General features: G+C 37.0%; 25 protein-coding genes and 2 tRNA genes. 24 read left to right on the forward strand and 3 right to left on the reverse strand.

The genetic code is table 11. The annotated features are described in order from the left end of the window. Nucleotides 1-413: 413 nt before the first annotated feature. The 9 genes from tatC to QFZ31_RS32155 all read left to right on the forward strand — a co-directional run bounded on the left by tatC (nucleotide 414) and on the right by QFZ31_RS32155 (nucleotide 8,504). Nucleotides 414-1,151 (forward strand): twin-arginine translocase subunit TatC, encoded by a 738-nt coding sequence (gene tatC / locus QFZ31_RS32115; RefSeq protein ID WP_307311166.1) that lies wholly within the window; start codon nucleotides 414-416, stop codon nucleotides 1,149-1,151. Between the two features lie 87 nt (nucleotides 1,152-1,238). Beyond that, a complete protein-coding gene (tatA, locus tag QFZ31_RS32120) occupies nucleotides 1,239-1,436 on the forward strand; it encodes a twin-arginine translocase TatA/TatE family subunit (RefSeq protein WP_307311169.1) in 198 nt (65 codons plus the stop codon). Between the two features lie 109 nt (nucleotides 1,437-1,545). Then, entirely contained in the window at nucleotides 1,546-2,310 is a 765-nt protein-coding gene (locus tag QFZ31_RS32125; RefSeq protein ID WP_307311171.1) for a gluconate 2-dehydrogenase subunit 3 family protein, read from the forward strand. Between the two features lie 20 nt (nucleotides 2,311-2,330). Further along, nucleotides 2,331-4,046: a GMC family oxidoreductase gene (locus QFZ31_RS32130; protein WP_307311173.1), complete on the forward strand. Its 1,716-nt coding sequence runs from the start codon at nucleotides 2,331-2,333 to the stop codon at nucleotides 4,044-4,046. Between the two features lie 151 nt (nucleotides 4,047-4,197). Further along, nucleotides 4,198-5,217 carry a LacI family DNA-binding transcriptional regulator gene (locus QFZ31_RS32135; RefSeq protein ID WP_307311174.1) on the forward strand — a complete coding sequence of 340 codons (1,020 nt, stop codon included), beginning with the start codon at nucleotides 4,198-4,200 and terminating at the stop codon, nucleotides 5,215-5,217. Between the two features lie 780 nt (nucleotides 5,218-5,997). Next, complete coding sequence (locus QFZ31_RS32140) at nucleotides 5,998-6,294, forward strand: NAD(P)-binding protein (RefSeq protein WP_307311177.1); 297 nt, start codon at nucleotides 5,998-6,000, stop codon at nucleotides 6,292-6,294. A 43-nt stretch (nucleotides 6,295-6,337) separates the two neighbouring features. Next, nucleotides 6,338-6,946 (forward strand): transglutaminase-like domain-containing protein, encoded by a 609-nt coding sequence (locus QFZ31_RS32145; RefSeq protein WP_307311180.1) that lies wholly within the window; start codon nucleotides 6,338-6,340, stop codon nucleotides 6,944-6,946. A gap of 274 nt (nucleotides 6,947-7,220) precedes the next feature. Beyond that, complete coding sequence (locus tag QFZ31_RS32150; RefSeq protein ID WP_307311182.1) at nucleotides 7,221-7,994, forward strand: DUF6544 family protein; 774 nt, start codon at nucleotides 7,221-7,223, stop codon at nucleotides 7,992-7,994. Nucleotides 7,995-8,024: 30 nt separating this feature from the next. Then, a complete protein-coding gene (locus QFZ31_RS32155) occupies nucleotides 8,025-8,504 on the forward strand; it encodes a hypothetical protein (protein WP_307311185.1) in 480 nt (159 codons plus the stop codon). Between the two features lie 45 nt (nucleotides 8,505-8,549). Here QFZ31_RS32155 and QFZ31_RS32160 read toward each other — a convergent pair whose 3' ends face one another. Further along, nucleotides 8,550-8,759: a hypothetical protein gene (locus QFZ31_RS32160; RefSeq protein WP_307311187.1), complete on the reverse strand. Its 210-nt coding sequence runs from the start codon at nucleotides 8,757-8,759 to the stop codon at nucleotides 8,550-8,552. A 122-nt stretch (nucleotides 8,760-8,881) separates the two neighbouring features. Next, nucleotides 8,882-9,064 carry a hypothetical protein gene (locus tag QFZ31_RS32165; protein ID WP_307311188.1) on the reverse strand — a complete coding sequence of 61 codons (183 nt, stop codon included), beginning with the start codon at nucleotides 9,062-9,064 and terminating at the stop codon, nucleotides 8,882-8,884. A 218-nt stretch (nucleotides 9,065-9,282) separates the two neighbouring features. Here QFZ31_RS32165 and QFZ31_RS32170 point away from each other — a divergent pair, with 218 nt between their 5' ends. The 3 genes from QFZ31_RS32170 to QFZ31_RS32180 all read left to right on the forward strand — a co-directional run bounded on the left by QFZ31_RS32170 (nucleotide 9,283) and on the right by QFZ31_RS32180 (nucleotide 11,927). Continuing rightward, a complete protein-coding gene (locus QFZ31_RS32170) occupies nucleotides 9,283-10,104 on the forward strand; it encodes a phytoene/squalene synthase family protein (RefSeq protein ID WP_307311189.1) in 822 nt (273 codons plus the stop codon). Nucleotides 10,105-10,253: 149 nt separating this feature from the next. Next, nucleotides 10,254-10,892 carry a DUF421 domain-containing protein gene (locus QFZ31_RS32175; protein ID WP_307311191.1) on the forward strand — a complete coding sequence of 213 codons (639 nt, stop codon included), beginning with the start codon at nucleotides 10,254-10,256 and terminating at the stop codon, nucleotides 10,890-10,892. A gap of 336 nt (nucleotides 10,893-11,228) precedes the next feature. Then, the gene (locus QFZ31_RS32180; RefSeq protein ID WP_307311192.1) at nucleotides 11,229-11,927 is read left to right on the forward strand and encodes a YetF domain-containing protein; all 699 of its coding nucleotides are present in this window, start codon (nucleotides 11,229-11,231) and stop codon (nucleotides 11,925-11,927) included. A gap of 70 nt (nucleotides 11,928-11,997) precedes the next feature. On the opposite strand, the gene QFZ31_RS32185 is transcribed toward QFZ31_RS32180, so the two are convergent. Further along, nucleotides 11,998-12,369 (reverse strand): VOC family protein, encoded by a 372-nt coding sequence (locus QFZ31_RS32185; RefSeq protein ID WP_307311195.1) that lies wholly within the window; start codon nucleotides 12,367-12,369, stop codon nucleotides 11,998-12,000. A 197-nt stretch (nucleotides 12,370-12,566) separates the two neighbouring features. On the opposite strand from QFZ31_RS32185, the gene QFZ31_RS32190 reads away from it, so the two are divergent. From QFZ31_RS32190 to QFZ31_RS32245, 12 genes are all read left to right on the forward strand, one after another. After that, complete coding sequence (locus QFZ31_RS32190; RefSeq protein WP_307311197.1) at nucleotides 12,567-13,274, forward strand: DNA alkylation repair protein; 708 nt, start codon at nucleotides 12,567-12,569, stop codon at nucleotides 13,272-13,274. 104 nt (nucleotides 13,275-13,378) lie between these two features. Beyond that, nucleotides 13,379-13,717, forward strand: coding sequence for a YolD-like family protein (locus QFZ31_RS32195; RefSeq protein WP_307311199.1), 339 nt, complete (start codon nucleotides 13,379-13,381; stop codon nucleotides 13,715-13,717). Nucleotides 13,718-13,868: 151 nt separating this feature from the next. Next, nucleotides 13,869-13,994 carry an FbpB family small basic protein gene (locus QFZ31_RS32200; RefSeq protein ID WP_307311203.1) on the forward strand — a complete coding sequence of 42 codons (126 nt, stop codon included), beginning with the start codon at nucleotides 13,869-13,871 and terminating at the stop codon, nucleotides 13,992-13,994. Between the two features lie 139 nt (nucleotides 13,995-14,133). Beyond that, complete coding sequence (locus QFZ31_RS32205) at nucleotides 14,134-14,409, forward strand: DUF1450 domain-containing protein (RefSeq protein WP_307311205.1); 276 nt, start codon at nucleotides 14,134-14,136, stop codon at nucleotides 14,407-14,409. Between the two features lie 60 nt (nucleotides 14,410-14,469). After that, nucleotides 14,470-14,543, forward strand: a tRNA-Gly gene (locus tag QFZ31_RS32210). A gap of 12 nt (nucleotides 14,544-14,555) precedes the next feature. After that, nucleotides 14,556-14,629, forward strand: a tRNA-Ile gene (locus QFZ31_RS32215). 99 nt (nucleotides 14,630-14,728) lie between these two features. Further along, nucleotides 14,729-15,538, forward strand: a complete 810-nt coding sequence (gene mutM, locus QFZ31_RS32220) for a bifunctional DNA-formamidopyrimidine glycosylase/DNA-(apurinic or apyrimidinic site) lyase (RefSeq protein ID WP_307311208.1) — start codon at nucleotides 14,729-14,731, stop codon at nucleotides 15,536-15,538. A gap of 177 nt (nucleotides 15,539-15,715) precedes the next feature. Then, nucleotides 15,716-16,357, forward strand: a complete 642-nt coding sequence (locus tag QFZ31_RS32225; protein WP_307311211.1) for a helix-turn-helix transcriptional regulator — start codon at nucleotides 15,716-15,718, stop codon at nucleotides 16,355-16,357. 18 nt (nucleotides 16,358-16,375) lie between these two features. Then, nucleotides 16,376-17,191 carry a pyruvate, water dikinase regulatory protein gene (locus tag QFZ31_RS32230; RefSeq protein WP_307311896.1) on the forward strand — a complete coding sequence of 272 codons (816 nt, stop codon included), beginning with the start codon at nucleotides 16,376-16,378 and terminating at the stop codon, nucleotides 17,189-17,191. Nucleotides 17,192-17,193: 2 nt separating this feature from the next. Continuing rightward, nucleotides 17,194-19,863, forward strand: coding sequence for a pyruvate, phosphate dikinase (gene ppdK, locus QFZ31_RS32235; protein ID WP_307311214.1), 2,670 nt, complete (start codon nucleotides 17,194-17,196; stop codon nucleotides 19,861-19,863). Nucleotides 19,864-20,194: 331 nt separating this feature from the next. Further along, nucleotides 20,195-21,637 carry a sensor histidine kinase gene (locus QFZ31_RS32240; protein ID WP_307311217.1) on the forward strand — a complete coding sequence of 481 codons (1,443 nt, stop codon included), beginning with the start codon at nucleotides 20,195-20,197 and terminating at the stop codon, nucleotides 21,635-21,637. Between the two features lie 2 nt (nucleotides 21,638-21,639). After that, nucleotides 21,640-22,326: a response regulator transcription factor gene (locus QFZ31_RS32245; RefSeq protein ID WP_307311219.1), complete on the forward strand. Its 687-nt coding sequence runs from the start codon at nucleotides 21,640-21,642 to the stop codon at nucleotides 22,324-22,326. Nucleotides 22,327-22,383: the final 57 nt, after the last annotated feature.

Consider the following 22,383-nt stretch of genomic DNA (forward strand, 5'->3'; position numbering starts at 1 on the left):
TAAAGAAAACGGACCAGACAAAAGTATTGATTAATAACCCAACCACAAAAAAAGTCCATTGGTTTTTCTTCTGTTCCCAACAAGCCACCATCAGAGCTAAACCGAAAGTTATTCCAATAAAGGCAAGCCAGGGAAAGGAATCAAACGATTTGACACAAAAGACCCCTACACAGGCTGTGAACAGTAAGGAAAAAATAAGCTCACTTAGGGAAGATAATTCAGATTTTATATGAGCGGTCATATTTAATAACTCCTCTAATAGTCAATATTTTAAAATAGTTAAATTTGAACTTTTTGTGACAAAAAAGTTGTTTTTTTAAATAATTATCGTATACTATTAATTGTTGTTTACGGCAACGAAATAAATTATACAAGTTTTTAGTCGGTTTAAAAAGGGGTGTTCGATAATTTTTATGGAACAGGCCAAATTTCAACAGGACCAAGAACAGATACTTGTGGCAAACCTCACCGAATTAAGAAAGCGAATAATTATCGTACTAGTGTTCTTAATCCTTTCTTTAATTGCGGGATTTATTGCATCTCCAACGATTTTGCAATTAATTAAATCACAGCCTGTGGCAGTGAAAATAGAGTGGAATGTGTTTGGATTTACGGATGGAATTGCCATTTATTTTAAATGTGCGCTTGTTGTGGCCTTGTTAGTAACATTACCAGTTGCTTTGCACCAAACTTGGTTGTTTGTAAAACCTGGGTTAACGGATGATGAAAAAAAAGGGGTCTTTATTTTCATCCCGATTACGTTTTTCTTATTTATTTTGGGCGTATCATTCAGCTATTTTGTACTTTTCCCAATGATGATTCAATTCTTATCATCTATTAATCAATCAATCGGTGCGACAGAAACATATGGAATGAATCAATACTTTAAGATGATGTTTGGCATTATTCTTCCTGTCAGCCTTATGTTTGAACTTCCAGTCATTATTGTGTTTCTTACCAAAATTGGCTTGGTAAATCCAAAGTTTTTAAGAAAGATAAGAAAAACAGCGTATTTTGTTCTCGTGATTGTGGCCATCACCGTCACTCCGCCTGATTTTATTTCAGACTTTATCTTCACGATTCCATTGCTTGTCCTTTATGAGGTTAGTATTCTATGTTCTAACTGGGTTTATAAGAAAAACAAGGTTTGATTTTTTATTTTGCTGTTCTATTAGAACGTTCTAATTTTACTAAAATGAATTGGTACAGCCATCCATTGCCCAAGGAGGGAGTTTGTTATGTTAAGTTCAATTGGTGTTCCAGGCCTAATTATTATTTTAGTTTTAGCTTTAATCTTATTTGGTCCATCGAAACTGCCTCAGCTTGGCCGAGCGGTTGGAGATACACTTCGGGAATTCAAAAAATCAACAAGGGAAATTGTTGACGATGTAAAAGAACCATTTGAAGCAGATAGTAAAAAAGTTAACCAGAAATAATTTTTTTGCTGTTTTATTAGAACGTTCTAATAGAACGTTCTAAATTTCACCAGAACGAAATGATGCGATGAATCGTTCACACTTAGAGTACCGAAATGGGGGTTTTTCTGTGTCAGAAAATGAAAAAAATCAACAAGGGGTCCAAGATAAGACGAGACGGATCTTTATAAAAAATTCAGGATTAACGGTCGGCGGACTGATTGTCGGTGGGGCAGTAGGCAGTTTATTCGGTATAAAGTCAGATACGAAAACGGAGCCAGCGACAGCTATGGTCCATGAAAGTGCTGCAAATCCTAATGAAGCCTTAATGTACTTCAACCAAGAACAATATCAGACTACAGCTGCCGCGGCGGAACGTATTTTTCCAAAAGACGAAAGCGGCCCGGGAGCCAAGGATTTAAATGTAGCCATTTATATAGACCACCAGCTTGCCAGTCCGTGGGGAGTCAATGCCAAAGATTATATGGTGGGACCTTTTCAGAAGCCGGATGAGAAACAAGGCGGGCAGTTGCGAATTTTACGTAAGGATTTATTTCTGCTGGGCCTTAAAGGGTTAAATGATTACAGTAACAAAACTTTCAAAAAAAAATTCACCGAACTGGAAGCAAAAGACCAAGATGCTATTTTAACAGATTTTGAGAGTGGTAAAGCAGGGGATCTTTCTGGTGTATCCACGAACGTCTTTTTCAAAATGCTCCGGACCTTGACCATTGAAGGTGCATATGCAGACCCTATGTATGGCGGCAATAAAGATATGCAGGGCTGGAAAATGCGTAAATATCCTGGATCATATATGGGATATACAAAAGAAATACAGAGTGATAAATTCGTAGCTTTGAAACAGCAAAGTTTACATGACCATATGGGACATTAAGATAGAAAGGGTTGACGAAAATGGCTACAAAACTTCCTAAAGTACCGGTTGTCATTGTTGGTATGGGATGGGCAGGCGGTATTATTGCCTCTGAACTTACAAAAGCAGGAGTGAAAGTTGTCGGAATTGAACGGGGAAAAGACCGGACAACAAGCGATTATTTAATGGGACACGATGAACTCCGTTATCAGCATCGGACCGAATTAATGCAGGATTTATCAAAAGAAACGATCACTTCACGTAATAACAGAAGCATGACCGCACTTCCAATGCGCAGTTACGGAACTTTTATTGTCGGAGACGGAGTGGGCGGCGCCGGCAGCCACTGGAACGGTCAAACGTATCGTTTTCTGCCATATGATTTTGAAATTAAAACGTTGACAGAACAAAAATATGGCCCTAATAAAGTAAAGCCTGAGTATACCATCCAAGACTGGGGTATTACGTACGATGAAATCGAACCATATTATGATAAATTTGAAAAGATGGCCGGTATTTCTGGTGAGACGGTTGAATTGTATGGAAAACGTTCTAATCCATATCCTACTGGCCCAATGGTGAAAACACCTATTATGAAGGAATTCGAAAAAGTAACAAAAAAACTGGGCTTCAGTCCCTATGTCATTCCATCTTCCAATCTATCAGAAACGTATAAAAACCCGGATGGCATTCAGCGTGGTGCCTGCCAATATTGTGCGTATTGTGAAAACTTTGGCTGTGAATATGGTGCAAAGGCGGACCCGGCTGTTACGGTCATTCCGGTTGCCAAGAATACAGGTAATTTGGATTTACGTACCCATTCCAATGTTACTCGGATTTTAAATGATGGGAAAAAAGCGACCGGCGTTTTTTATGTGAATACGATTACGGGCGAAGAATTTGAGCAGCCTGCTGATGTGGTGGTTGTGGCAAGTTATGTCTTTAATAACGTGAGACTGTTATTGAATTCGGGTCTTGGAAAACCGTACAATCCTGAAACAGGAACAGGTGCTATCGGTAAAAACTATTGCTACCAGGTAACTGGTGGAGCGACTACCATATTCTTTAATGATAAAGAATTTAACTTGTACGGTGGTGCCGGTGCACTTGGAATGGAGCTCCCTGATTTTACAGGAGATAATTTCGACCATTCCAATTTAAATTTCATTCATGGTGCTGGTATCCGGGTGACTCAATATGGGAATCGCCCAATTGCCAATAATACGGTTCCAAAAGGAACACCATCATGGGGTGCGGAATTCAAGAAACAATCGATTAAATATGCGAACAGTACGTTCCCGGTTAAGGTTCAGGCAGCAAGCATGCCGCATCGGGAAAACTATCTAGATCTAGATCCTACATATAAAGATGCTTATGGTATGCCTTTATTGCGGATGACGTATGACTATACAGAACAAGACCGTGAAATAGTAAAATATATGGCACAGATTACGAAAAAAATTGCCAAAGAATTCGGTGCGGATATCATGGAGACGAATGAAGAGCAAGCTCCATTTAACGTGAATAAGGACGGCAATACCCATAACACAGGCGGTGTGATCATGGGAGCGGACTCTGAGACTTCTGCTGTTAACAGCTATTTACAAATGTGGGATGCAGAAAATGTATTTGTTGCTGGTGCTTCTGCTTTTCCTCATAACAGTAACTATAATCCAACCGGTACATTAAGCGCTCTTTCTTATCGGGCAGCCGAAGGTATTATAAAATATATTCAACAAGGCGGATTGCTTGTTTAATTCAGCATACATTCGAGACGAAATCCATTATACCTGTTCCGGAAATTGGGACAGGTAGTTTTTTTGTTATATAATGTAGAAAAATGTATAAATTGTTTTATGTATTGTACGTTTTTAATGGAAGCAAGGATAGGATTGGTCAGGTGGTAATATGAAACGAAAAAAAGGTTCGAGGGTAACCTTAAAGGATGTCGCTGAACATGCAGGTGTTTCCCTTGCAACCGCATCGCTTATTGTTAGAAATAGCCCGAATGTTTCAGATAAAACTCGAAAAAAAGTACTAGCCGTCATGGATGAGCTCGGTTACGTATACGACCGGCTTGCGGCAAATCTTCGTTCTAAACGTTCTTTTACAGTTGGCGTTATTTTTACTGATATCGGCAATACATTTTTTGCTAATTTATTAAAAGGGGTAAATGCGGTTTTAGAGGCAGAGGGTTACACTGTTCTGTTGGGAACAACCTTTGATTCAGATGAAAAACAGGTTAAACTGCTTTCAACCATGCTTGAACATCGGGTGGATGGGATAATTTTGTGCCCAGTGTCAGGAAGTTCAAAGGAACCTATTGAGAGAATACGGAAGCAGGAAATACCCATTGTCACTGCTGTAAGAGAAATTGATCATCTTGATTGTGATTATGTCGGAATCCATTATTCCAATGGGGCAAAATTAGCAGTCAATCATTTACTTGAGAACGGACATAACCAAATTGCATTTATCGGCGGTCGAATGGAATCCACTGCGTGGCAGCAAAGGGTTAATGGGTACAGGGAGGCATTTCGGCAAGCAGGTTTAGAAGTAAATCCATCCATTATCATTAGCACTGCGCCAACAAGAGAGGGCGGGAGCAACGGAGTAAGGACACTATTAAGTCAAGGAACTCCACCTAAAGCGGTCTTTTGTTTTAATGATTTAGTGGCGTTGGGTGTCATGGAATCCTTAAGACAATCTGGTTTGATTCCTGGAAAAGATATTGCTGTTGTCGGGTTTGATAATATCCCTGAAGCGGAAATGACAAACCCCCCACTAACAACAGTTTCCTCCTTCGCCCATCAGATTGGTTCCAATGCAGCGACTTTGCTGCATAAAAGAATTTTGAATGTGGAGCGGCCGACAGAACGTATTATCTTAGATCCAGAGTTAATTGTTCGCGATTCTTCATTGGGATGAAGCATGGGATGGTTTTTCTCGTTCCACTTTTATTGTCATTTCATAACCCCCAATAATAATCCATCCTTGAACAGGTGGATTATTTCTCCAAGTACCCGACCCTTTTAAAGGGAACCGATAATTGCTGGACCGGGCATGTTGCTGCATGTTCGGTTTTTTTTTTGATTGGAGTCAATTTCCTTTCAAGTAAACTATTAAGTTCAAAGGAATAAAATTGAATAAATTTGTAAAACGAAGAGAACTTTTTAAAATAGAAAAAGTAGTTTTACAATTAGAAATATTCAATATATAATTAAACACTTAAAGATACTGTGGATTAGAGATGCTAATATGTCAATAGCTCAATTGTTAAAGGTAGAAACAAGTGGTAAGTGGGAAAGCGGTTAAATAGGACTAAAAATTGCTTGAATAGACGGAAAGATTCCGACTATTGACTCGAAAAACGTGAAAATGGGTAATTTTGCTTTGCTAATCGGAAAACATCCGCTTATATCACCAAACCGAGCTCTATTCTGGAGTTTAACCGAAACATCTCCGCTTATTTTAAATATCTCTGGTTTCTCAATTTATGACTTCTTATTATACAAGTTTATTGTCATGTTCATTCCAATCAAATAGATGAAGGAATGGGTTAATGCTTTTTCTCACTTCCTTCCTTGAAGTTTTCTGCATATTCATGCGATTTAAAGGAATTTTCCCCCTTTAAATAGAACATATTTGATAGCGCTTACATATGGTGATACCATGTGAAAAATTCAATTTTAAAGGAGGATTACGAGATTGACATTAGATCAACGAAATGTTCAGGTGTTTGATGCTGTTGTAGTGGGGGCTGGTTTTTCTGGATTGTACATGCTTCATCGACTGCGTGAGGCCGGGTTAAAGGTGCGCGTTTATGAAGCGTGGGAAGATGTTGGAGGTACCTGGTATTGGAACCGCTACCCAGGTGCGCGTTGTGACATCGAAAGTATCTACTATAATTATACCTTTTCAGATGAACTTCTGAAAGAATGGACATGGACTTCCAGATACGCGGAGCAACCGGAAATTTTAAGCTACATATGGTATAATAATTAGTGTATTTGCATGATTATGCAAAAAAAGAACTGGGGTGTGGATATTGAATTTGATTTGTGAATCTGAAAAATTAGATGATTATTTACTCGAATTAAATGAAGTTAATTATTCTAATTCCATTATAAAAAAGAAAGCTGATGAACTTTTCAATCCATTGCAAACGGAAATTGAAAAAGCAAAAGTATCTTTTGAATTTGTTCGTGATGAAATTTCTCATTCTTGGGATATTCAATCGAAACGAGTTACTTGTAATGCTTCGGAAGTATTAGAGTATAAAGAGGGGATTTGCTATGCTAAATCTCATCTATTGGCGTCTTTATTGCGTTCGCAGGGAATACCAACAGGTTTTTGTTATCAAAGATTGATGTTGTTCGATACTCCAGAAAAAGGCTATTGTATTCACGCCTTAAATGCTATTTTCTTTAAAACACTTAATAAATGGATTAGGGTAGACGCCCGTGGAAATAAGAAGGGAATAGATGCCCAATTTTCAATAGAAGAGGAAAAATTAGCTTTTCCCATTAATAGAAACTCGGACGAAATGGATTATCCAGTTATCTACACTAAGCCTCATTTCAGAACAGTGTCTGTTTTAGAAGAGCATACGAACGCATTAGAAATGTATAAACATCACTTACCTCAAAGTTTGTGAGGGCGTTTTAAGTAAGTAACCCTGTCAACTTCCCACGTAGTAGTAGTTTCATTTATTATCCTATCTCCTTTGCAAGTAATCTAAAACCTATCTGCCGGGTTGCTCATGGGTATCACTCTATGACTTTTATCGTTTTGGTAAATTTTGATATTTGTTATGATAATCATAATGAAAAGGAAAGAAGGATAAAAATGCCAAATGGATACTGTTCGTAATATTTTTAATATTTCTTTTCCTGCTGTTATTAATAATTGTTTCTAGAATGGCTAGGGTTTTGTTTGTTAAGAATGGCGAAAACCAAGTTGCTAATTTATTAGAAGGTATTGATAAAGAGAGCTCAAAAACAATTGAAAGAGAAGACATGAAAAAACTTCCATCTCCTGTTCAAAAGTGGTTAACTAATACCAATGTAATAGGAAAGGAAGAAGTTAAAACTGTTCGTCTTAAACAACAAGGAAGAATGAGAACTGAAAAAAATGGCAAATGGTTGCCCACCAAAGGAGAACAGTATTTTTCAATTAGTGAACCAGGATTTATTTGGATAGCTGATGTCAAAATGGCACCTTTAGTGCAATTATCCGGCATTGATACTTTCATAGCTGGAACAGGAAAAATGAAAATTAAAGTCTTCTCTTTATTTCCAGTTGTCGATGCAAAGGGTCCTGAAATGGATTCCGGTACAATGATGAGATATCTTGCTGAAATGATGTGGTATCCTTCAGCTGCACTAAAACCCTATATTAAATGGGAGGAAATTGATGGGACCTCTGCAAAAGCTACAATGGAATACAACGGGATATCCGTCTCAGGTGTTTTTTATTTTAATGAGAAAGGCGACATCCTCCGTTTCGTTGGAAAAAGATACAGAGAAGTAAATGGTAAGTATGTATTAAGTGATTGGGGAGCAATAAATAAAGAATTTAAAGAATTTAATGGTATTCGAATACCTAGTAAATCCGATGTTACTTGGTTCGAGAAAGATGAAGAGTTTAGATGGTTTGAGGTGGAAATCACCGATATACAATACAATGTCCCATCGCTTTATTAGTAATATAGATTTAATAGGGAGAGGTTTACAATGTTAGGTCATTTAGGATTTTCATATATTGGTCTGATCTATTTATTGATGTTATGGATTCCAAATACCATATGGAGTAAGAAAAAGCCAATTGACTATAACCCTGGCATGGAAAACAAATTTTTATTATTATTTGAGCGTGTCGGACAAGTATGCTGTTCTTGCAGCATACTGATTTTTAGTGATTTTAACATTGCTCCATTTTCAACATGGAGTTTGTGGCTAATCGCTTCATTTTTTCTGATGATCCTTTATGAGATTAGTTGGATTAGATATTTTATTAATGAACATACGGAAGAAAATTTTTATCGAAGTTTTTGTGGAATTCCCGTACCTGGTGCTAGTCTGCCTGTCGTGGCTTTTTTGCTATTAGGTATTTATGGTAAAGTTATTTGGTTGATTATATCTTCTATTATTATTGGCATTGGACATATCGGCATACATATTCAGCATTTAAAAGCAATAAAACAAGATTTATAATATTTTTGTTACATGAACGTGGGGGAGCAATAAAAAAGCATCCGATTATTCGGATGCATACTTAATTATTCCATGTAAATAAACTGAGTATTCTCTCTGTACATATTCTCTTAATTTAATTCTTTTTTCGGTTTCTAACACTCTAACCAATTCTTGAATCTTACTTTGATTCTCTGTTGAAGTAGGAATCTCTAATGAAAACAAATTACCTCGTCTACTACTTACTAATTTTTTTAATAACTCAACTTTATTCATTGGTTAATCCCCTTTATCTACATATATTCGACATAAAGGGGACTTTTTCCTTGGAACATTTTAAATTGTTACTATTTTACTAAGAAATCTAATTACAGGTATCGTATGGGGTACCTATTTTATTAACTTTTTTTATAAGTACCTTCCACCAATCTAATCATATCACGCCCTGATATCTTTTCTGTTTCATGATAACCTTCTTCATCACGCAAACTTAAGTACCAGCTGCTATCGTTATCTTCATTTAACTTGTATACCTTATTGGTAAAAACATTTGTATAAAAATCTCCATTTCTAAGCCTCATACTATCCCCCTCTCTGCTGTATATAAACTGTATTATGCCCAAGATACTAACCTGGAGCCATTAGATTCATAAAGTACCGAAATCCTGGATATAAATTTATTAAGTTACAAGGGCTTAAATTTTGTGTTAGAGTTTATTAATTAGATATTTTAGATAGAGGGAATAATACAATTTAAATGAAAAAATTTAGCTTTTTGACGAAAAGGAGACAATACAAGATGAGTGAAGCAATCAATTTACATAGAAGTGCGATAAACATGTTGATGGTAACAAGCCGGACCTTCTTTATTCCTATTAGTTATCTACCGTCAGAATTAAAAGAAGCAGTAACATCTGCTTACTTGTGCATGAGAGCTATTGATGAGATTGAAGACCACCCTCAACTCCCATTGGAATCTAAACATAAACTATTACATTCTATCAGCCTGCTCTTGAAAAAGCCCTTTAATCATAAAGAGTTAATGGCGTTATTTCACCCATACCACACCCTTCTGCCGGAGGTTACTTTACGATTAGGAGATTGGATAAATCTTTGTCCACAGACATTGGTTGAGAACGTTTTGAATGCCACATCTACTATGGCGAAGGGGATGGCGGACTGGACTTTAAAAGAGTGGCGGATTCAGAATGTAGAAGATTTAAATGAATATACCTTTTACGTTGCAGGTTTGGTAGGAGTCATGCTCTCTGATATTTGGAAGTGGTACGACGATGTTGAAACGGACAAGGATCTGGCTATAGCTTTTGGTCGTGGTTTACAGTCTGTCAATATTCTTCGTAATCGTGCTGAAGATTTAGAACGAGGTGTGGATTTCTTTCCCAATGGATGGGAGTTAGAAGATATGTTTATGTACGCCCGGCGTAACCTAGCATTGGCTGACGTTTATATGAAGGATATTAAACCCGGTCCGATCCTTAATTTTTGTAAAATCCCGATAGTACTTGCTCATGGTACTCTTGACGCTTTAACAGAGGGGAAGGAAAAAATGAGTAGAGCTGCTGTAACTGAAATAGTTAGTCGAGTAGTAAATAGAAAATAGATTCCCAATATATTATCTATCGAGCAATATTTTGAGTTAATCATTCATTCTAAAAAATATGTATTCATTATTTTTGTTATTACCTTGTTTCCAAAACCATCTACATATTTGGTATGGATTGAACAAATAATAACAAAAAATTTGAAGGAATGAGAGAAATGATGGATTTTTTGGACAATCTACCTACCTTACCTTATATATTTAAGGCATTGTTAATTTTTTTGGCTGCAATTATGCTTTTGCGTATCGCTGGAAAGAGATCACTTGCAGAAACGACCGTTTCGGAAGCAGTGTTGAGGATTTCGATAGGTGCTGTACTAATCCAACCTTTAGCATTAAGAAATGAATGGGAAGCTATATATGCTGGGACTTTGCTTATTATAGGAATTGTATTACTTGCAAAAATACAAATATGGATACCAAAATCAAGAAAGTTTATTAATGGAGTACCATCCGTACTAATTAATGATGGGCAAATGAAATTAGAAGAGCTAAAAAAAGCCAGACTAACGACAGATGAGCTACAAAGTTCACTTCGCCTAAAAAACATAGGCAATGTCGAAGATGTAGAATTGGCGGTATTAGAGTCCAATGGTAAAATATCGACTACCCTAAAGCCAAACAAAGCACCTGCAACCAAAGAAGATATTCAAAAAATTTTGGATATCTTAGCTCAAAATGGTATTCGCCCTCCATCACAAAATCAGTCTCAAGCGAAGACGCCACCATTATTTCAAGAAGCATATGACGAGGGAGACATAGTGGATTATAAGCCTCAGATACATTAAATAAGGTGCCTTTTTTTCTTGATTACTATAAAAACTCAAATACATAAGCGTTGTTTTTCAACTAATGGGGCAGCCGTTTAATTGGAATAAGAATGCAGGTTTCACCTTTCAGTAATAATTCCATATTGGTACTTTAGTTGAGCAAAAGGAGTAGCAGAATACATTCTAGCTACTCCTTTCCTATAACCACTGCTTGCTACTGGGATTTCTTCCCATATTGTTGTTCTTTGAAGTATTAAGATTAGAATTAGGTCTTTTTGTCTATTTTTTATTCAAACAAGATATTTCCTTTAGAACCGGGAAAGATAGGATGGAATCAAATATCTGGAGGTTGCTATGCCGGAATATGTAGAAGTGGCTGGTCGGGCTATCCTTTCTTTTTTAGTATTATTTACTCTTGCAAGAATTCTTGGAAAAAAGCAGATTTCACATCTAACTTTTTTTGATTATGTCGTTGGGATTGTCATTGGAGACATGGCTTCACAAATAGCCATAGACACTTCCATGAAGTTCGTGAATGGCTTAATAGGATTAGTGGTTTATACGCTTTTATCCGTCATTCTCGCATACGGTGCAATCAAATCGTTTAAGTTTAGAGACTTAGTAGAGAGTAGTCCGTCTATTCTCATTAAAGATGGCAAAATCATGGAGAAAAGTCTATTTAAACATAAGATGACCTACGATGACCTCATGAATGGTTTAAGGGAAAAAGACGCTTTTATGATTGATGAGGTTGAAATGGCCATTTTGGAAACAAATGGGCAGATCAGTGTAATGAAGAAACCAGAGTACCAGTCGCTAACGCCAAAAGACATTGGTCTAAAAATGAAAGCGGACCATGCCCCGTCCTTAATTATTATAGATGGAACACTTTTAGAAAAACGCTTAGGATCTTTAGGCTATACAAAAGATTGGCTTTTAAGTGAGATAAAGAAAAAAGGGGCAAATGATTTTGAAGATGTCTTTTTAGCACAGATTGATTCTAATGGTATTGTTTTTGTGGATTTATATGATGATAAGGAAGATAAACTCTAAATTAAACGTAAAACTAAATGAAAGTTAACTAGGGCGATTGCAGAATCTAGCAATCGCTTTTATTCGTTTTTCATCTGTGTTGGTCTAAGAGAATTTGATTGCCATCTGGATCTTCAATGATTAAATGAGCTGGTCCTTCAGTGGTTTCATCTGCTTCAGAGAGCATGGTTATTCCTTTTTCTTTTAGCTGTTTTTGAATGTCCCGTACATCGGTAAAGGATTCGAGATTTCCTGCATTCTCATTCCAACCTGGATTAAAAGTGAGGATGTTTTTTTCAAACATACCTTGGAATAGTCCAATGATACAATTTTCATTCTTCATAATCAGCCAATTTTGAGAAATGTCACCACCAAAGGCTTGAAATCCTAGGTTTTCATAAAACTCTTTTGATACATGAATGTCTTTTACATTTAAACTGACAGAAAATGCACCTAACTTCATAAAACTACCACCTTTTTATTATTAATTTAAAATTCAGACAAACCTACCATTATTTAGTATAAGATAGTGCTATAAAATACACAATGTTATAGGGAATGTTTGGTAAAAAAAGGACTCTGAATATCAAGCGGCGAATAGTATTAAGGATTTATTGCTGCAGCATAAAATAATCGTTTTTTTGTGAGAGGATGAATGGCGTGACATATGAAGAAATAATGCAAAGACTTGAAGAATTAGGTTCCGAGCAAACGAAGCAAATTTATAATAATCACGGCGTAAAAGAGCCTTTTTTTGGTGTGAAAATTGGGGATTTGAAGAAACTAGTTAAATATGTGAAGAAGGATCATGAATTAGCCTTAAAACTATATAAATCTGGCAATCATGATGCCATGTATTTGGCAGGTCTTTCGGTAAATCCAAAACTAATTTCAAAAGAGACCTTACAGGATTGGGCTCAGAAAGCTTACTGGTATATGGCCACGGAATATACGGTGGCACAAGTAGCTGCCGAAAGTGATTATGCAATGGAATTGGCCAGAGAGTGGATGAAATGTGAGGAAGAAATGATCGCGGTTTGCGGCTGGAGCACTTATTCCAATTATTTATCCATCACCCCTGATGAAAAGTTGGAAATAACTGAAATTCATTCTTTGTTAGACCATGTAAAAAATAACATCCATTCTGAACAAAATCGTGTCAGATATGTGATGAATGGTTTTGTTATTTCTGTCGGCGCCTATGTAACGGAACTAAGTGAGAAAGCAAAACAGGTGGCAGAATATATTGGCAAGGTGCAAGTAAACGTAGGCAACACCGCTTGTAAAGTTCCTCTTGCAACAGATTACATAAAGAAAATAGAAGTGAAAAATAGAGTAGGTTTAAAGCGAAAGACTTGTATATGTTAGATATTTATCATTAGGTGCGTGTTTCCTTTAAGGAAGTACGTATTTTTTTTATATACATACAGAACATTTGTTCGTTTATAATAGTGGTGAAGGAGATGACTCATATGGCAATACGCGATAGAGGCAAATTAAAATGGCGGCCTGCGTCTTTTATGCCTGAAGGGTTCGCTATGACTCGTGCCATGTATAAAGATCAAGAACGGCAGGAAAAACCAACACTTGACGAATATCAGAGAGAGGAGTTTAACCAGCAAATTTGCTATGCGATGGAATTTCACTTACCGGTAAAGCTAACCATTTGGCATGATGGTTTTTTACAAGAGATTACAGGTAATGTCCATTACATCGATCCCATTAAACGCCATTTGCGTATTGAGAGTAAACCAAGTGAAATTCAGCGTGTGGAACTAGACTCTGTCGTTGGAGTCGTAGTTGTTGACTAATCAAAATGAGGATAATCCATTCAGGGTTATCTTTATTTATTTTATTTAATTTTCCGACAATATAAAAAAGTTCAAAAAATTGTAATATTTATGTTGATTTTACCCTTTCTACATTATGTATAATGAAAACATAAGAAAGGTGGAGAAACAAATGAGGAAACGTAGCATGATAAGCTTTAAGAAATTAGTCGATGAAAACAAACAGGAATTAAAAAGTGATCTCAAAGCAATGGAGAGAATTGAGGCGAAAATTGATAAAAAACATTCCAAAAGATAAAAACTTCATAGATAGAAATTATTAATAAAGAGCAACCGTTACAAAAAATGGTTGCTCTTTATCATGTTTATGGGGAGAATTTTTTAGCTAAAATTGATATACTTACTAAAAGATGACAGGCAGTGGAGATGTTCAACAAATGAATTTTATTACAAAACTTTTTGCAAAAGAAAAGAAATTAACGATCGATTTTTGTGAAAAGAACCTCGATCGTTTTCTAACGGAGGACTTACAAAGTGAATATAGTACCTTCCTGAGTAAAAAAAATATCGATTATAAAGAGTATATGTGCCAAAGTCGATGTGAGGAATGCAAAAACTCTCCTTATGCGATTGTTAATGGCGAATTTATTGCGGCAGGGGATTCAATGGAATTATTGCAGAAGCTTAAACATCTCCAAAGTGATAAAAAGTAGTTTACAACTTAGCAGTAGGATGCTATAATATTTCATGTACTATTGCTAGGGCGTATAAATGCGGGTGTAGTTTAGTGGTAAAACCTCAGCCTTCCAAGCTGATGTTGTGAGTTCGATTCTCATCACCCGCTCCAATTCTACTAAATGGGCCTATAGCTCAGCTGGTTAGAGCGCACGCCTGATAAGCGTGAGGTCGATGGTTCGAGTCCATTTAGGCCCACTCAATGAATATTGATACATAAACCGAACTTTAAAAAGTTCGGTTTTTTTGCGTTTTCGAGGAAAAGATATGAAAAAGCAGTAGAGAGGAAGTGGATTCATGCCTGAACTGCCAGAGATGGAAAATTACCGAAGATTGTTAAATCAAAAAATAGCGGGACAAACCATTACCCAAGTACAAATCAATCGAGAGAAATCGGTTAATGTGAACCCAACTCTCTTCATTAGTACCGTTACAAATCAGAAGGTCGTCACAGTCGGTCGTAGAGGGAAGCATTTATTATTTCATTTAGATAACGGACAAGTTTTATTGCTCCATTTAATGCTTGGCGGCTGGATGTATTTTGGTACAGAAGAGGACAAACCTAACCGGACGGTTCAGGTTCGTATGTCCTTTGGAAATCATCACCTTTATTTTATTGGGCTCAGGCTGGGTTATTTATATTTATATAGTGAACAGGATGTTCAAAAAGAATTATCCTCGCTCGGTCCAGAGCCATTGGATCCACAATTCACGGCACAAGCATTTTTGAAGCTGCTTGGTGACAGACGGGGGAAAATCAAAACAAAACTCCTTGATCAGGATTTTATTGCAGGTATTGGAAACTGCTACTCTGATGAAATCTGTTATCACGCTGGAATCAAAACCAAACGGAGTATTGAAGACATAGAGGAGAATGAACGAAATCAACTTTACCAATCAATGAAGCATATACTCCAAGATGCGCTTAAGCATGGAGGCTACATGGAAAATCCTCTTTTCAAAGGAGATAACCTAACAGGTGGGTATAATAACCTTTGTTTGGTGTATGACAGAGAAGGAGAAATTTGCAAAAGGTGTGGAAGCACAATCATAAAAGAAATGATTTCTTCTCGCAAAACTTTTTTCTGTCCTAACTGTCAAAAATAGCAAGAATCCTATCAATGTAGGATTCTTTTTTTTGGAGAGTTAAATAATTTGTGAAAAATATGTTGAACTAATTGTTCCCTATATTGTATAAATGTAATATACTATATATTAATAAGTATAGCACATTTAAAATTTTTGCATAAAAAATAACATGATTATATTGAAAAGGGGGTCAATGTGATTAAACTAACGAAACGCCAAGATGAAATTCTTAAGATTGTTAAGGAAAGCGGTCCTATTACGGGGCAGCAAATCGCAGAGAAGCTTTCCTTAACAAGAGCAGCCTTAAGACCAGATTTAGCGATCTTAACGATGGCAGGGAATTTGGACGCAAGACCTCGCGTAGGTTATTTTTTCAACCATAACCATGAGGTAAAGCAACAAGCGGAACAATTCATTCTCAGAAAAGTTGCGGATTATAAAGCCCACCCGATAGTCGTAGAAAAATCCACTTCAGTATATGATGCAATTGTTCAACTGTTTCTAGAAGATGTTGGGACGCTTTATGCTGTTGACAGTGACGGCTATTTAGCCGGGGTTATTTCAAGAAAAGATTTACTAAGAACAGCTATTGGAAATAAAGACTTGCAAGAATTACCCTGCAGCGTCATCATGACAAGAATGCCTAACATTATAACAGTTACACTTGAAGAAACCTTGTTAGAGGCTGCAAAAAAGATGATCACCAATCACATTGACTCCTTACCTGTAGTCAAAGAAATCAATCCGGGGAACCATACATATTTACTTGTCGGTCGGATTACGAAAACAACCATTACACGAGCATATCTAGAAATAATGGAGCAAAATTCGGTATAAAGGGGAGTGGCAGTGATTTTGGGAGAGAAGGAAGTAGTCTATGTGGTTTCGGACTCGGTTGGGGAAACAGCAGAGTTTGTAGTAAAAGCGGTAGCAACACAATTTAACGGAGGAAATGTCGAGATTCGACGAAATTCCTATGTTGATGATTTTGAAGACATTGAGGATGTCCTTATTCTAGCCAGAACAAGAAAATCAATCATTGCCTATACGATTGTAGTACCAGCATTGAAGGAATATTTGGATCGCAGGGCGGCGGAAGAAAACATTATGGCAGTGGATTTGCTTAGTCCCTTGATTAATGCCTTCACCACTAGTTTTAATAAGACTCCTCATCATCAACCGGGATTAATGAGAAAACTAGATGAAGAGTATTTTAGAAAAATAGAAGCAATCGAATTTGCGGTTAAGTATGATGATGGCCGTGATCCGCGGGGAATTCTTAAGGCCGATATTGTTTTAATCGGTGTGTCAAGGACATCGAAGACACCATTATCGATGTATCTAGCTCATAAACGCTTTAAAGTTGCGAATGTTCCCTTGGTTCCAGAGGTACCAGCGCCAGAGGAATTGTTTGCGATACCGAGAAAGAATTGTATTGGATTAATTATTTCTCCCGATAAATTAAATGAAATCCGCCTCGAAAGGTTAAAAGCATTGGGGTTAGGTTCAAAAGCAAGTTACGCGAGCTTCGAAAGAATTCTTGATGAACTGGATTATGCTGAAAAAATTATGAAGCGAGTAGGCTGTCCAATAATCAATGTTTCAAATAAAGCAATAGAAGAAACAGCTGGATTAATATTAGATGTGTTGAAAAAAGAGAGGAGCTTATGATGATGGAAAAATTCGTTTACTTGTTTCATGAAGGAAATGGAAATATGAAGGAAACGCTAGGAGGCAAAGGGGCAAACTTAGCCGAAATGACACGTATCGGCTTACCAGTACCTTATGGTTTTACCATTTCGACTCAAGCATGCAATGCTTATTATGAAGCAGGAAAAACAATCCCATCGCTTGTTGAGAGTCAAGTATTAGGAGCTTTAAACAGCTTAGAAGAGAAAATGGGGAAAAAGCTAGGTGATGCTGAAAATCCACTGCTTGTTTCAGTCCGCTCAGGTTCTGTATTTTCAATGCCAGGGATGATGGATACGGTCTTGAACTTAGGTATGAATGATGAAACGGTCATCGGTATGGGGAAACTAACGAATAATCCTCGTTTTGCCTATGACTCTTACCGTCGATTCATCCAAATGTTCAGTAATGTTGTCCTCGATATCAATACGTTTTATTTTGAACAATTATTAGAAGAAACACGCGAGCATAAAGGCTATAGTGCTGACCCGGAAATGACTGCTGAAGACTGGAAAGAAGTCATTGAGGGCTACAAGGGAATTGTTAAAAAGCATACTAGAAAAGAATTTCCACAGGATCCAAAGGAACAGCTATTTCTTGCCATTAATGCGGTGTTTGATTCTTGGAATAATCAGCGTGCCATAGTCTACCGCCGCTTAAATAAAATTCCTGATCACCTTGGAACCGCTGTAAATATTCAAAGTATGGTGTTCGGAAACATGGGTAATGATTCAGGTACAGGTGTAGCTTTTACTCGAAATCCTTCAACAGGAGAGCATGTCCTATACGGAGAGTACTTAATTAATGCGCAGGGTGAAGATGTGGTAGCAGGAATTCGTACACCACAGCCAATTCAAACTTTAAAGGATGAAATGCCAGCCGTTTACAAGCAATTTGCTGACACATGTAAACGTCTTGAACAGCATTACAAAGAAATGCAGGACATTGAATTCACAGTAGAACGTGGTCAATTGTTTATTCTTCAAACCCGTCATGGTAAGCGGACAGCTCAAGCTGCGATTCGGATTGCGGTTGAAATGGTGGAAGAAGGAATCATTGATAAAAAAACGGCATTGCTTCGTGTTGACCCAGATCAATTAAATCAGCTTCTTCACCGTCGTATTGATGATAAATATGAACGGACGTTATTAGCAAAAGGTCTTCCGGCATCCCCTGGTGCAGCAACTGGTCAGGTCGTGTTTGATGCAGACGAAGCAGAGGAACTCGGAAATGCAGGTAAAAAAGTCATTCTAGTCCGTCCGGAAACAACTCCTGATGATATTCACGGTATTGTTGCAGCGCAGGCAATCGTTACGAGCCGAGGCGGTATGACAAGTCATGCTGCAGTGGTTGCACGCGGGATGGGGAAAGCGTGTATTTGCGGATGTGACGCACTGAAAATTGATGTTAAAGCAAAACAATTTACGGTTGACGAGAAAGTGATCAACTATGGAGATGTCATCACCATTGATGGTTCAACAGGAGAAATCATGCTTGGAGAAATTCCGATGATTGAACCACAGCTTTCTGATGAATTCCAGCTTTTACTTGCATGGGCTGACCAAGAAAGGAAGATTGGAGTTCGTGCCAATGCCGATAATCCAGAGGATGCCGGGAAAGCTTTTGAATTCGGTGCAGGTGGAATTGGATTATGCCGTACGGAACATATGTTTATGGATTTAAAACGGATTCCAATCGTTCAAAAAATGATCTTAGCTGAGAGCTACAAAGAGCGAATGGAAGCTCTTGATGAACTGCTCCCAATGCAACAAGGCGATTTTGAAGGGATATTTGAAGCCATGCAAGGATTCCCAGTAACGATTCGTCTATTAGACCCACCATTACATGAGTTTTTACCTGATAAGGAAGAATTGTTAGTCGAAGTAACGAAGCTGCAAATTCTCGATCCTGCTTCACCTGAACTCAAAAAGAAAGAGTTACTATTGAAAAAGGTCCGTCAATTAGATGAATTCAACCCAATGCTCGGACATCGCGGATGCCGTCTCGGAATGGTTTATCCTGAGATTTATGAAATGCAGGCAAAGGCGATATTCTATGCCGCGGCTAAACTTGCAGATAAAGGCATGGAAGTTCAGCCAGAAATCATGATTCCACTTGTTGGTCATGTCAATGAGTTGAAAGAAATGCGCCAGCTTGTAATCAATGCGGCTGTAAAGGTGCAGGAAGAAACAGGGAAGCAATTTGAATATACGATTGGAACAATGATTGAAATTCCACGCGCAGCACTAACCGCTGATCAAATTGCTGAGGAAGCAGATTTCTTCTCATTTGGTACTAACGATTTAACACAAACAACATTCGGATATAGCCGTGACGATGCCGAAGGCAAGTTCCTTCAGAACTATATTGAAAATAAGGTACTGCCTGAAAATCCATTTGCAGTTCTCGATCAAGATGGTGTTGGCAGATTAGTAGAAATGGGCGTTAAACTTGGCCGTGGAACAAAGCCTGCATTGAAAACAGGAATTTGTGGGGAGCATGGCGGAGAAAAAACATCGATTGATTTCTGCTATAAAACTGGACTGGATTATGTAAGCTGTTCGCCATACCGTGTGCCATTAGCAAGATTAGCGGCTGCTCAGGCAACGATTCGTCATGAATCAAATAAAAAAGAAGTTTATACAACAGCATAAATACTGTGTGAGGACGTGTACTAAAGTTAAGTAGTTCCGTTTTTCTTGAGAAACATATAGTAGCATATAAATTAGCATACCAATTCAAAATAGAATTGGTATGCTTTTTTCTGTTACTATAAAAGCGAATACTTGGGGGAGAGGATAGTCCCGTTTCAGGTAAAGGTAGACGTCAACAACAATTCGTAATTCTAAGGCGTCGTGATTTAAGTTGTTTTTGGTTGATGTTTTAGTTTTTTTCATTTTTATTTTCGAAAATTTTAAGAATTGTATGATATTGTTTTCTTAAGTTTTTATAAAGATTAGCGTGGGATGAATCGGAGGTGATTATTTGTCCATTAAAATGAGATTTCTGTTGTCCTACGTGGGAGTAATCGTGTTTTCTATTACTTTATTCTTAGCCGCTGGTTATTTACTTATTTTTACAATAACAGGCGATGTAAATTCTATAGAGAACTTTTACAAAAAATCCTATCTTCAAAAACCTTTGACTGCTGTAGAGGAAAGCGTATTTCTTGATTTGAAGCTATTGGCTAAGAATAACTCTGAGCAGCTATTAAATAAAGAACAACTGAAGAAGATTGAACATCAAGATATCAAAATTGTCGTTAGAAAAGATAACAACATTGAATACGCGACTTCCACATTAGATAAACAGGCATTGGTTACGTCACTTCCTAAGTTTGAAGAATCGAATATTAATACGAGGGACTCCTTTAAAATCAATGACTTCTTTTTCACGTATGTGAAGTTTGATTTTTATTTTTTTGATAAAAGTAAAGGCAGTATTTTTGTATTGAGGAAGGTAAGCTCAAATGCCCAATTGATTCAAGAGCTGTTTCCTATTTTATTAGTTCTTTTGTTGCTACTGTTTATCATGATTATTGGATTATTGAACTATTTAGTGTCAAGAAGCATCATCAAGCCGATCTCCGTTCTAAGAGAAGGTGCAGAACGGATTAAATCCGGAGATTTAAATTTTGAAATCAAAACGACTTCAAATGATGAAATCGGACAATTAAATAAAACCTTTGAAGAAATGAGAAATAAACTAAAGGAGTCGATAACCCTCCAGCTACAATACGAGGAAAATCGAAAAGAACTTCTTTCAAATATTTCACATGATCTGAAGACACCCATTACTTCCATTATTGGCTATGTGGAGGGGATTAAAGACGGTGTCGCAAACACCCGTGAGAAAATGGAGAAGTATTTAACAACCATTCATGTAAAAGCCAAGGATATGGATTCATTGATCGATGAACTGTTTTTATTTTCAAAATTAGATTTAAAGAAAGAGTCATTCACTTTTGAAGAGATCGAACTAGTTGAATATTTACGAGATTATGTAGAAAAAATTCATCTAGATTTAAATCAAAAAGGGATACAGATTAACCATCATGTTTTAAATAAACTTATATACGTGAGTGCGGACCGAGAGAAGTTAAAGCGTGTTTTAGTAAACCTTGTAAACAATTGTGTTAAGTATATGAATAAAGATGAAAAATATATTTCTATAACTTTGCATGAAGGACCATTTGATGTAGTCGTAGAGGTAACTGATAATGGCTATGGAATAGAATCTTCTGCGTTGCCATATATTTTTAATCGCTTTTACCGGGCAGAAAAGTCTAGGAATTCCCGGACTGGTGGAAGTGGATTAGGACTAGCCATTGCCAAACACATCATTGAAGAGCACGAAGGGGAGATTTGGGCAACGAGCGAGAAAGGCAAAGGTACAAGTGTTTTCTTTTCTTTAAAGAAAGGTGTGTAAAGATGAAAAAGATATTATTGGTCGAAGATGAAGTAAGTATCGCAGAATTACAAAGAGATTATTTAGAAATTAATCAGTTTCTTGTAGATGTTGAACATTCTGGTGATTCAGGACTCCAAATGGCACTTGAAAATGATTATGATTTGATTATTTTAGACATCATGCTCCCAGGAGTAAATGGGTTTGATATATGCAAACAAGTACGTCAGGTTAAAAATATTCCGATTCTGTTTGTTTCCGCAAAGAAAGAAGATATCGATAAAATTCGAGGTCTCGGTTTAGGAGCAGATGATTATATTACCAAGCCTTTTAGTCCAAGTGAGTTGGTAGCTAGGGTGAAGGCACATATAGAGCGATATGAACGATTAGCTGGAAGTCAAACTAAATCAAATATGATTAAGGTTAAAGAGATTACGATTGATAGGTCAGCTCGTAAAGTTTATATAAACGGAGAGGATACATCGTTCACAACAAAGGAATTTGATTTGTTGGTATTTCTTGTGAATCACCCGAATCAAGTATTGAACAAAGAACAGCTATATGAACATATTTGGGGGTATGAAATGGCAGCAGATGTTTCAACTGTAACCGTTCATATCAGAAAAATACGCGGGAAAATTGAAAAAGATCCTGCACATCCGAAATACCTGGAAACGGTTTGGGGTGCAGGGTATCGATTCAATGTTTAAACTAAATATTAGATAGCACAGTCCGTCACATAGGTGGCGGATATTTTTTTATAAAAA

Origin of the sequence: Neobacillus niacini (genome assembly GCF_030817595.1) — a bacterium.
Lineage (GTDB): Bacteria > Bacillota > Bacilli > Bacillales > Cytobacillaceae > Neobacillus > Neobacillus niacini_G.

What these genes read in the sequence shown, in the direction of transcription:
- QFZ31_RS32160 (WP_307311187.1), bottom strand. Translation starts at nt 8,759, where the DNA reads ATGAATAAAGTTGAGTTATTAAAAAAATTAGTAAGTAGTAGACGAGGT.
- QFZ31_RS32185 (WP_307311195.1), bottom strand. Translation starts at nt 12,369, where the DNA reads ATGAAGTTAGGTGCATTTTCTGTCAGTTTAAATGTAAAAGACATTCAT.
- QFZ31_RS32205 (WP_307311205.1), top strand. Translation starts at nt 14,134, where the DNA reads ATGAATTTTATTACAAAACTTTTTGCAAAAGAAAAGAAATTAACGATC.
- QFZ31_RS32135 (WP_307311174.1), top strand. Translation starts at nt 4,198, where the DNA reads ATGAAACGAAAAAAAGGTTCGAGGGTAACCTTAAAGGATGTCGCTGAA.
- QFZ31_RS32195 (WP_307311199.1), top strand. Translation starts at nt 13,379, where the DNA reads ATGGCAATACGCGATAGAGGCAAATTAAAATGGCGGCCTGCGTCTTTT.
- QFZ31_RS32170 (WP_307311189.1), top strand. Translation starts at nt 9,283, where the DNA reads ATGAGTGAAGCAATCAATTTACATAGAAGTGCGATAAACATGTTGATG.
- tatC (WP_307311166.1), top strand. Translation starts at nt 414, where the DNA reads ATGGAACAGGCCAAATTTCAACAGGACCAAGAACAGATACTTGTGGCA.
- QFZ31_RS32130 (WP_307311173.1), top strand. Translation starts at nt 2,331, where the DNA reads ATGGCTACAAAACTTCCTAAAGTACCGGTTGTCATTGTTGGTATGGGA.
- mutM (WP_307311208.1), top strand. Translation starts at nt 14,729, where the DNA reads ATGCCTGAACTGCCAGAGATGGAAAATTACCGAAGATTGTTAAATCAA.
- QFZ31_RS32180 (WP_307311192.1), top strand. Translation starts at nt 11,229, where the DNA reads ATGCCGGAATATGTAGAAGTGGCTGGTCGGGCTATCCTTTCTTTTTTA.
- QFZ31_RS32165 (WP_307311188.1), bottom strand. Translation starts at nt 9,064, where the DNA reads ATGAGGCTTAGAAATGGAGATTTTTATACAAATGTTTTTACCAATAAG.
- QFZ31_RS32155 (WP_307311185.1), top strand. Translation starts at nt 8,025, where the DNA reads ATGTTAGGTCATTTAGGATTTTCATATATTGGTCTGATCTATTTATTG.
- ppdK (WP_307311214.1), top strand. Translation starts at nt 17,194, where the DNA reads ATGGAAAAATTCGTTTACTTGTTTCATGAAGGAAATGGAAATATGAAG.
- QFZ31_RS32200 (WP_307311203.1), top strand. Translation starts at nt 13,869, where the DNA reads ATGAGGAAACGTAGCATGATAAGCTTTAAGAAATTAGTCGATGAAAAC.
- QFZ31_RS32175 (WP_307311191.1), top strand. Translation starts at nt 10,254, where the DNA reads ATGAGAGAAATGATGGATTTTTTGGACAATCTACCTACCTTACCTTAT.
- tatA (WP_307311169.1), top strand. Translation starts at nt 1,239, where the DNA reads ATGTTAAGTTCAATTGGTGTTCCAGGCCTAATTATTATTTTAGTTTTA.
- QFZ31_RS32245 (WP_307311219.1), top strand. Translation starts at nt 21,640, where the DNA reads ATGAAAAAGATATTATTGGTCGAAGATGAAGTAAGTATCGCAGAATTA.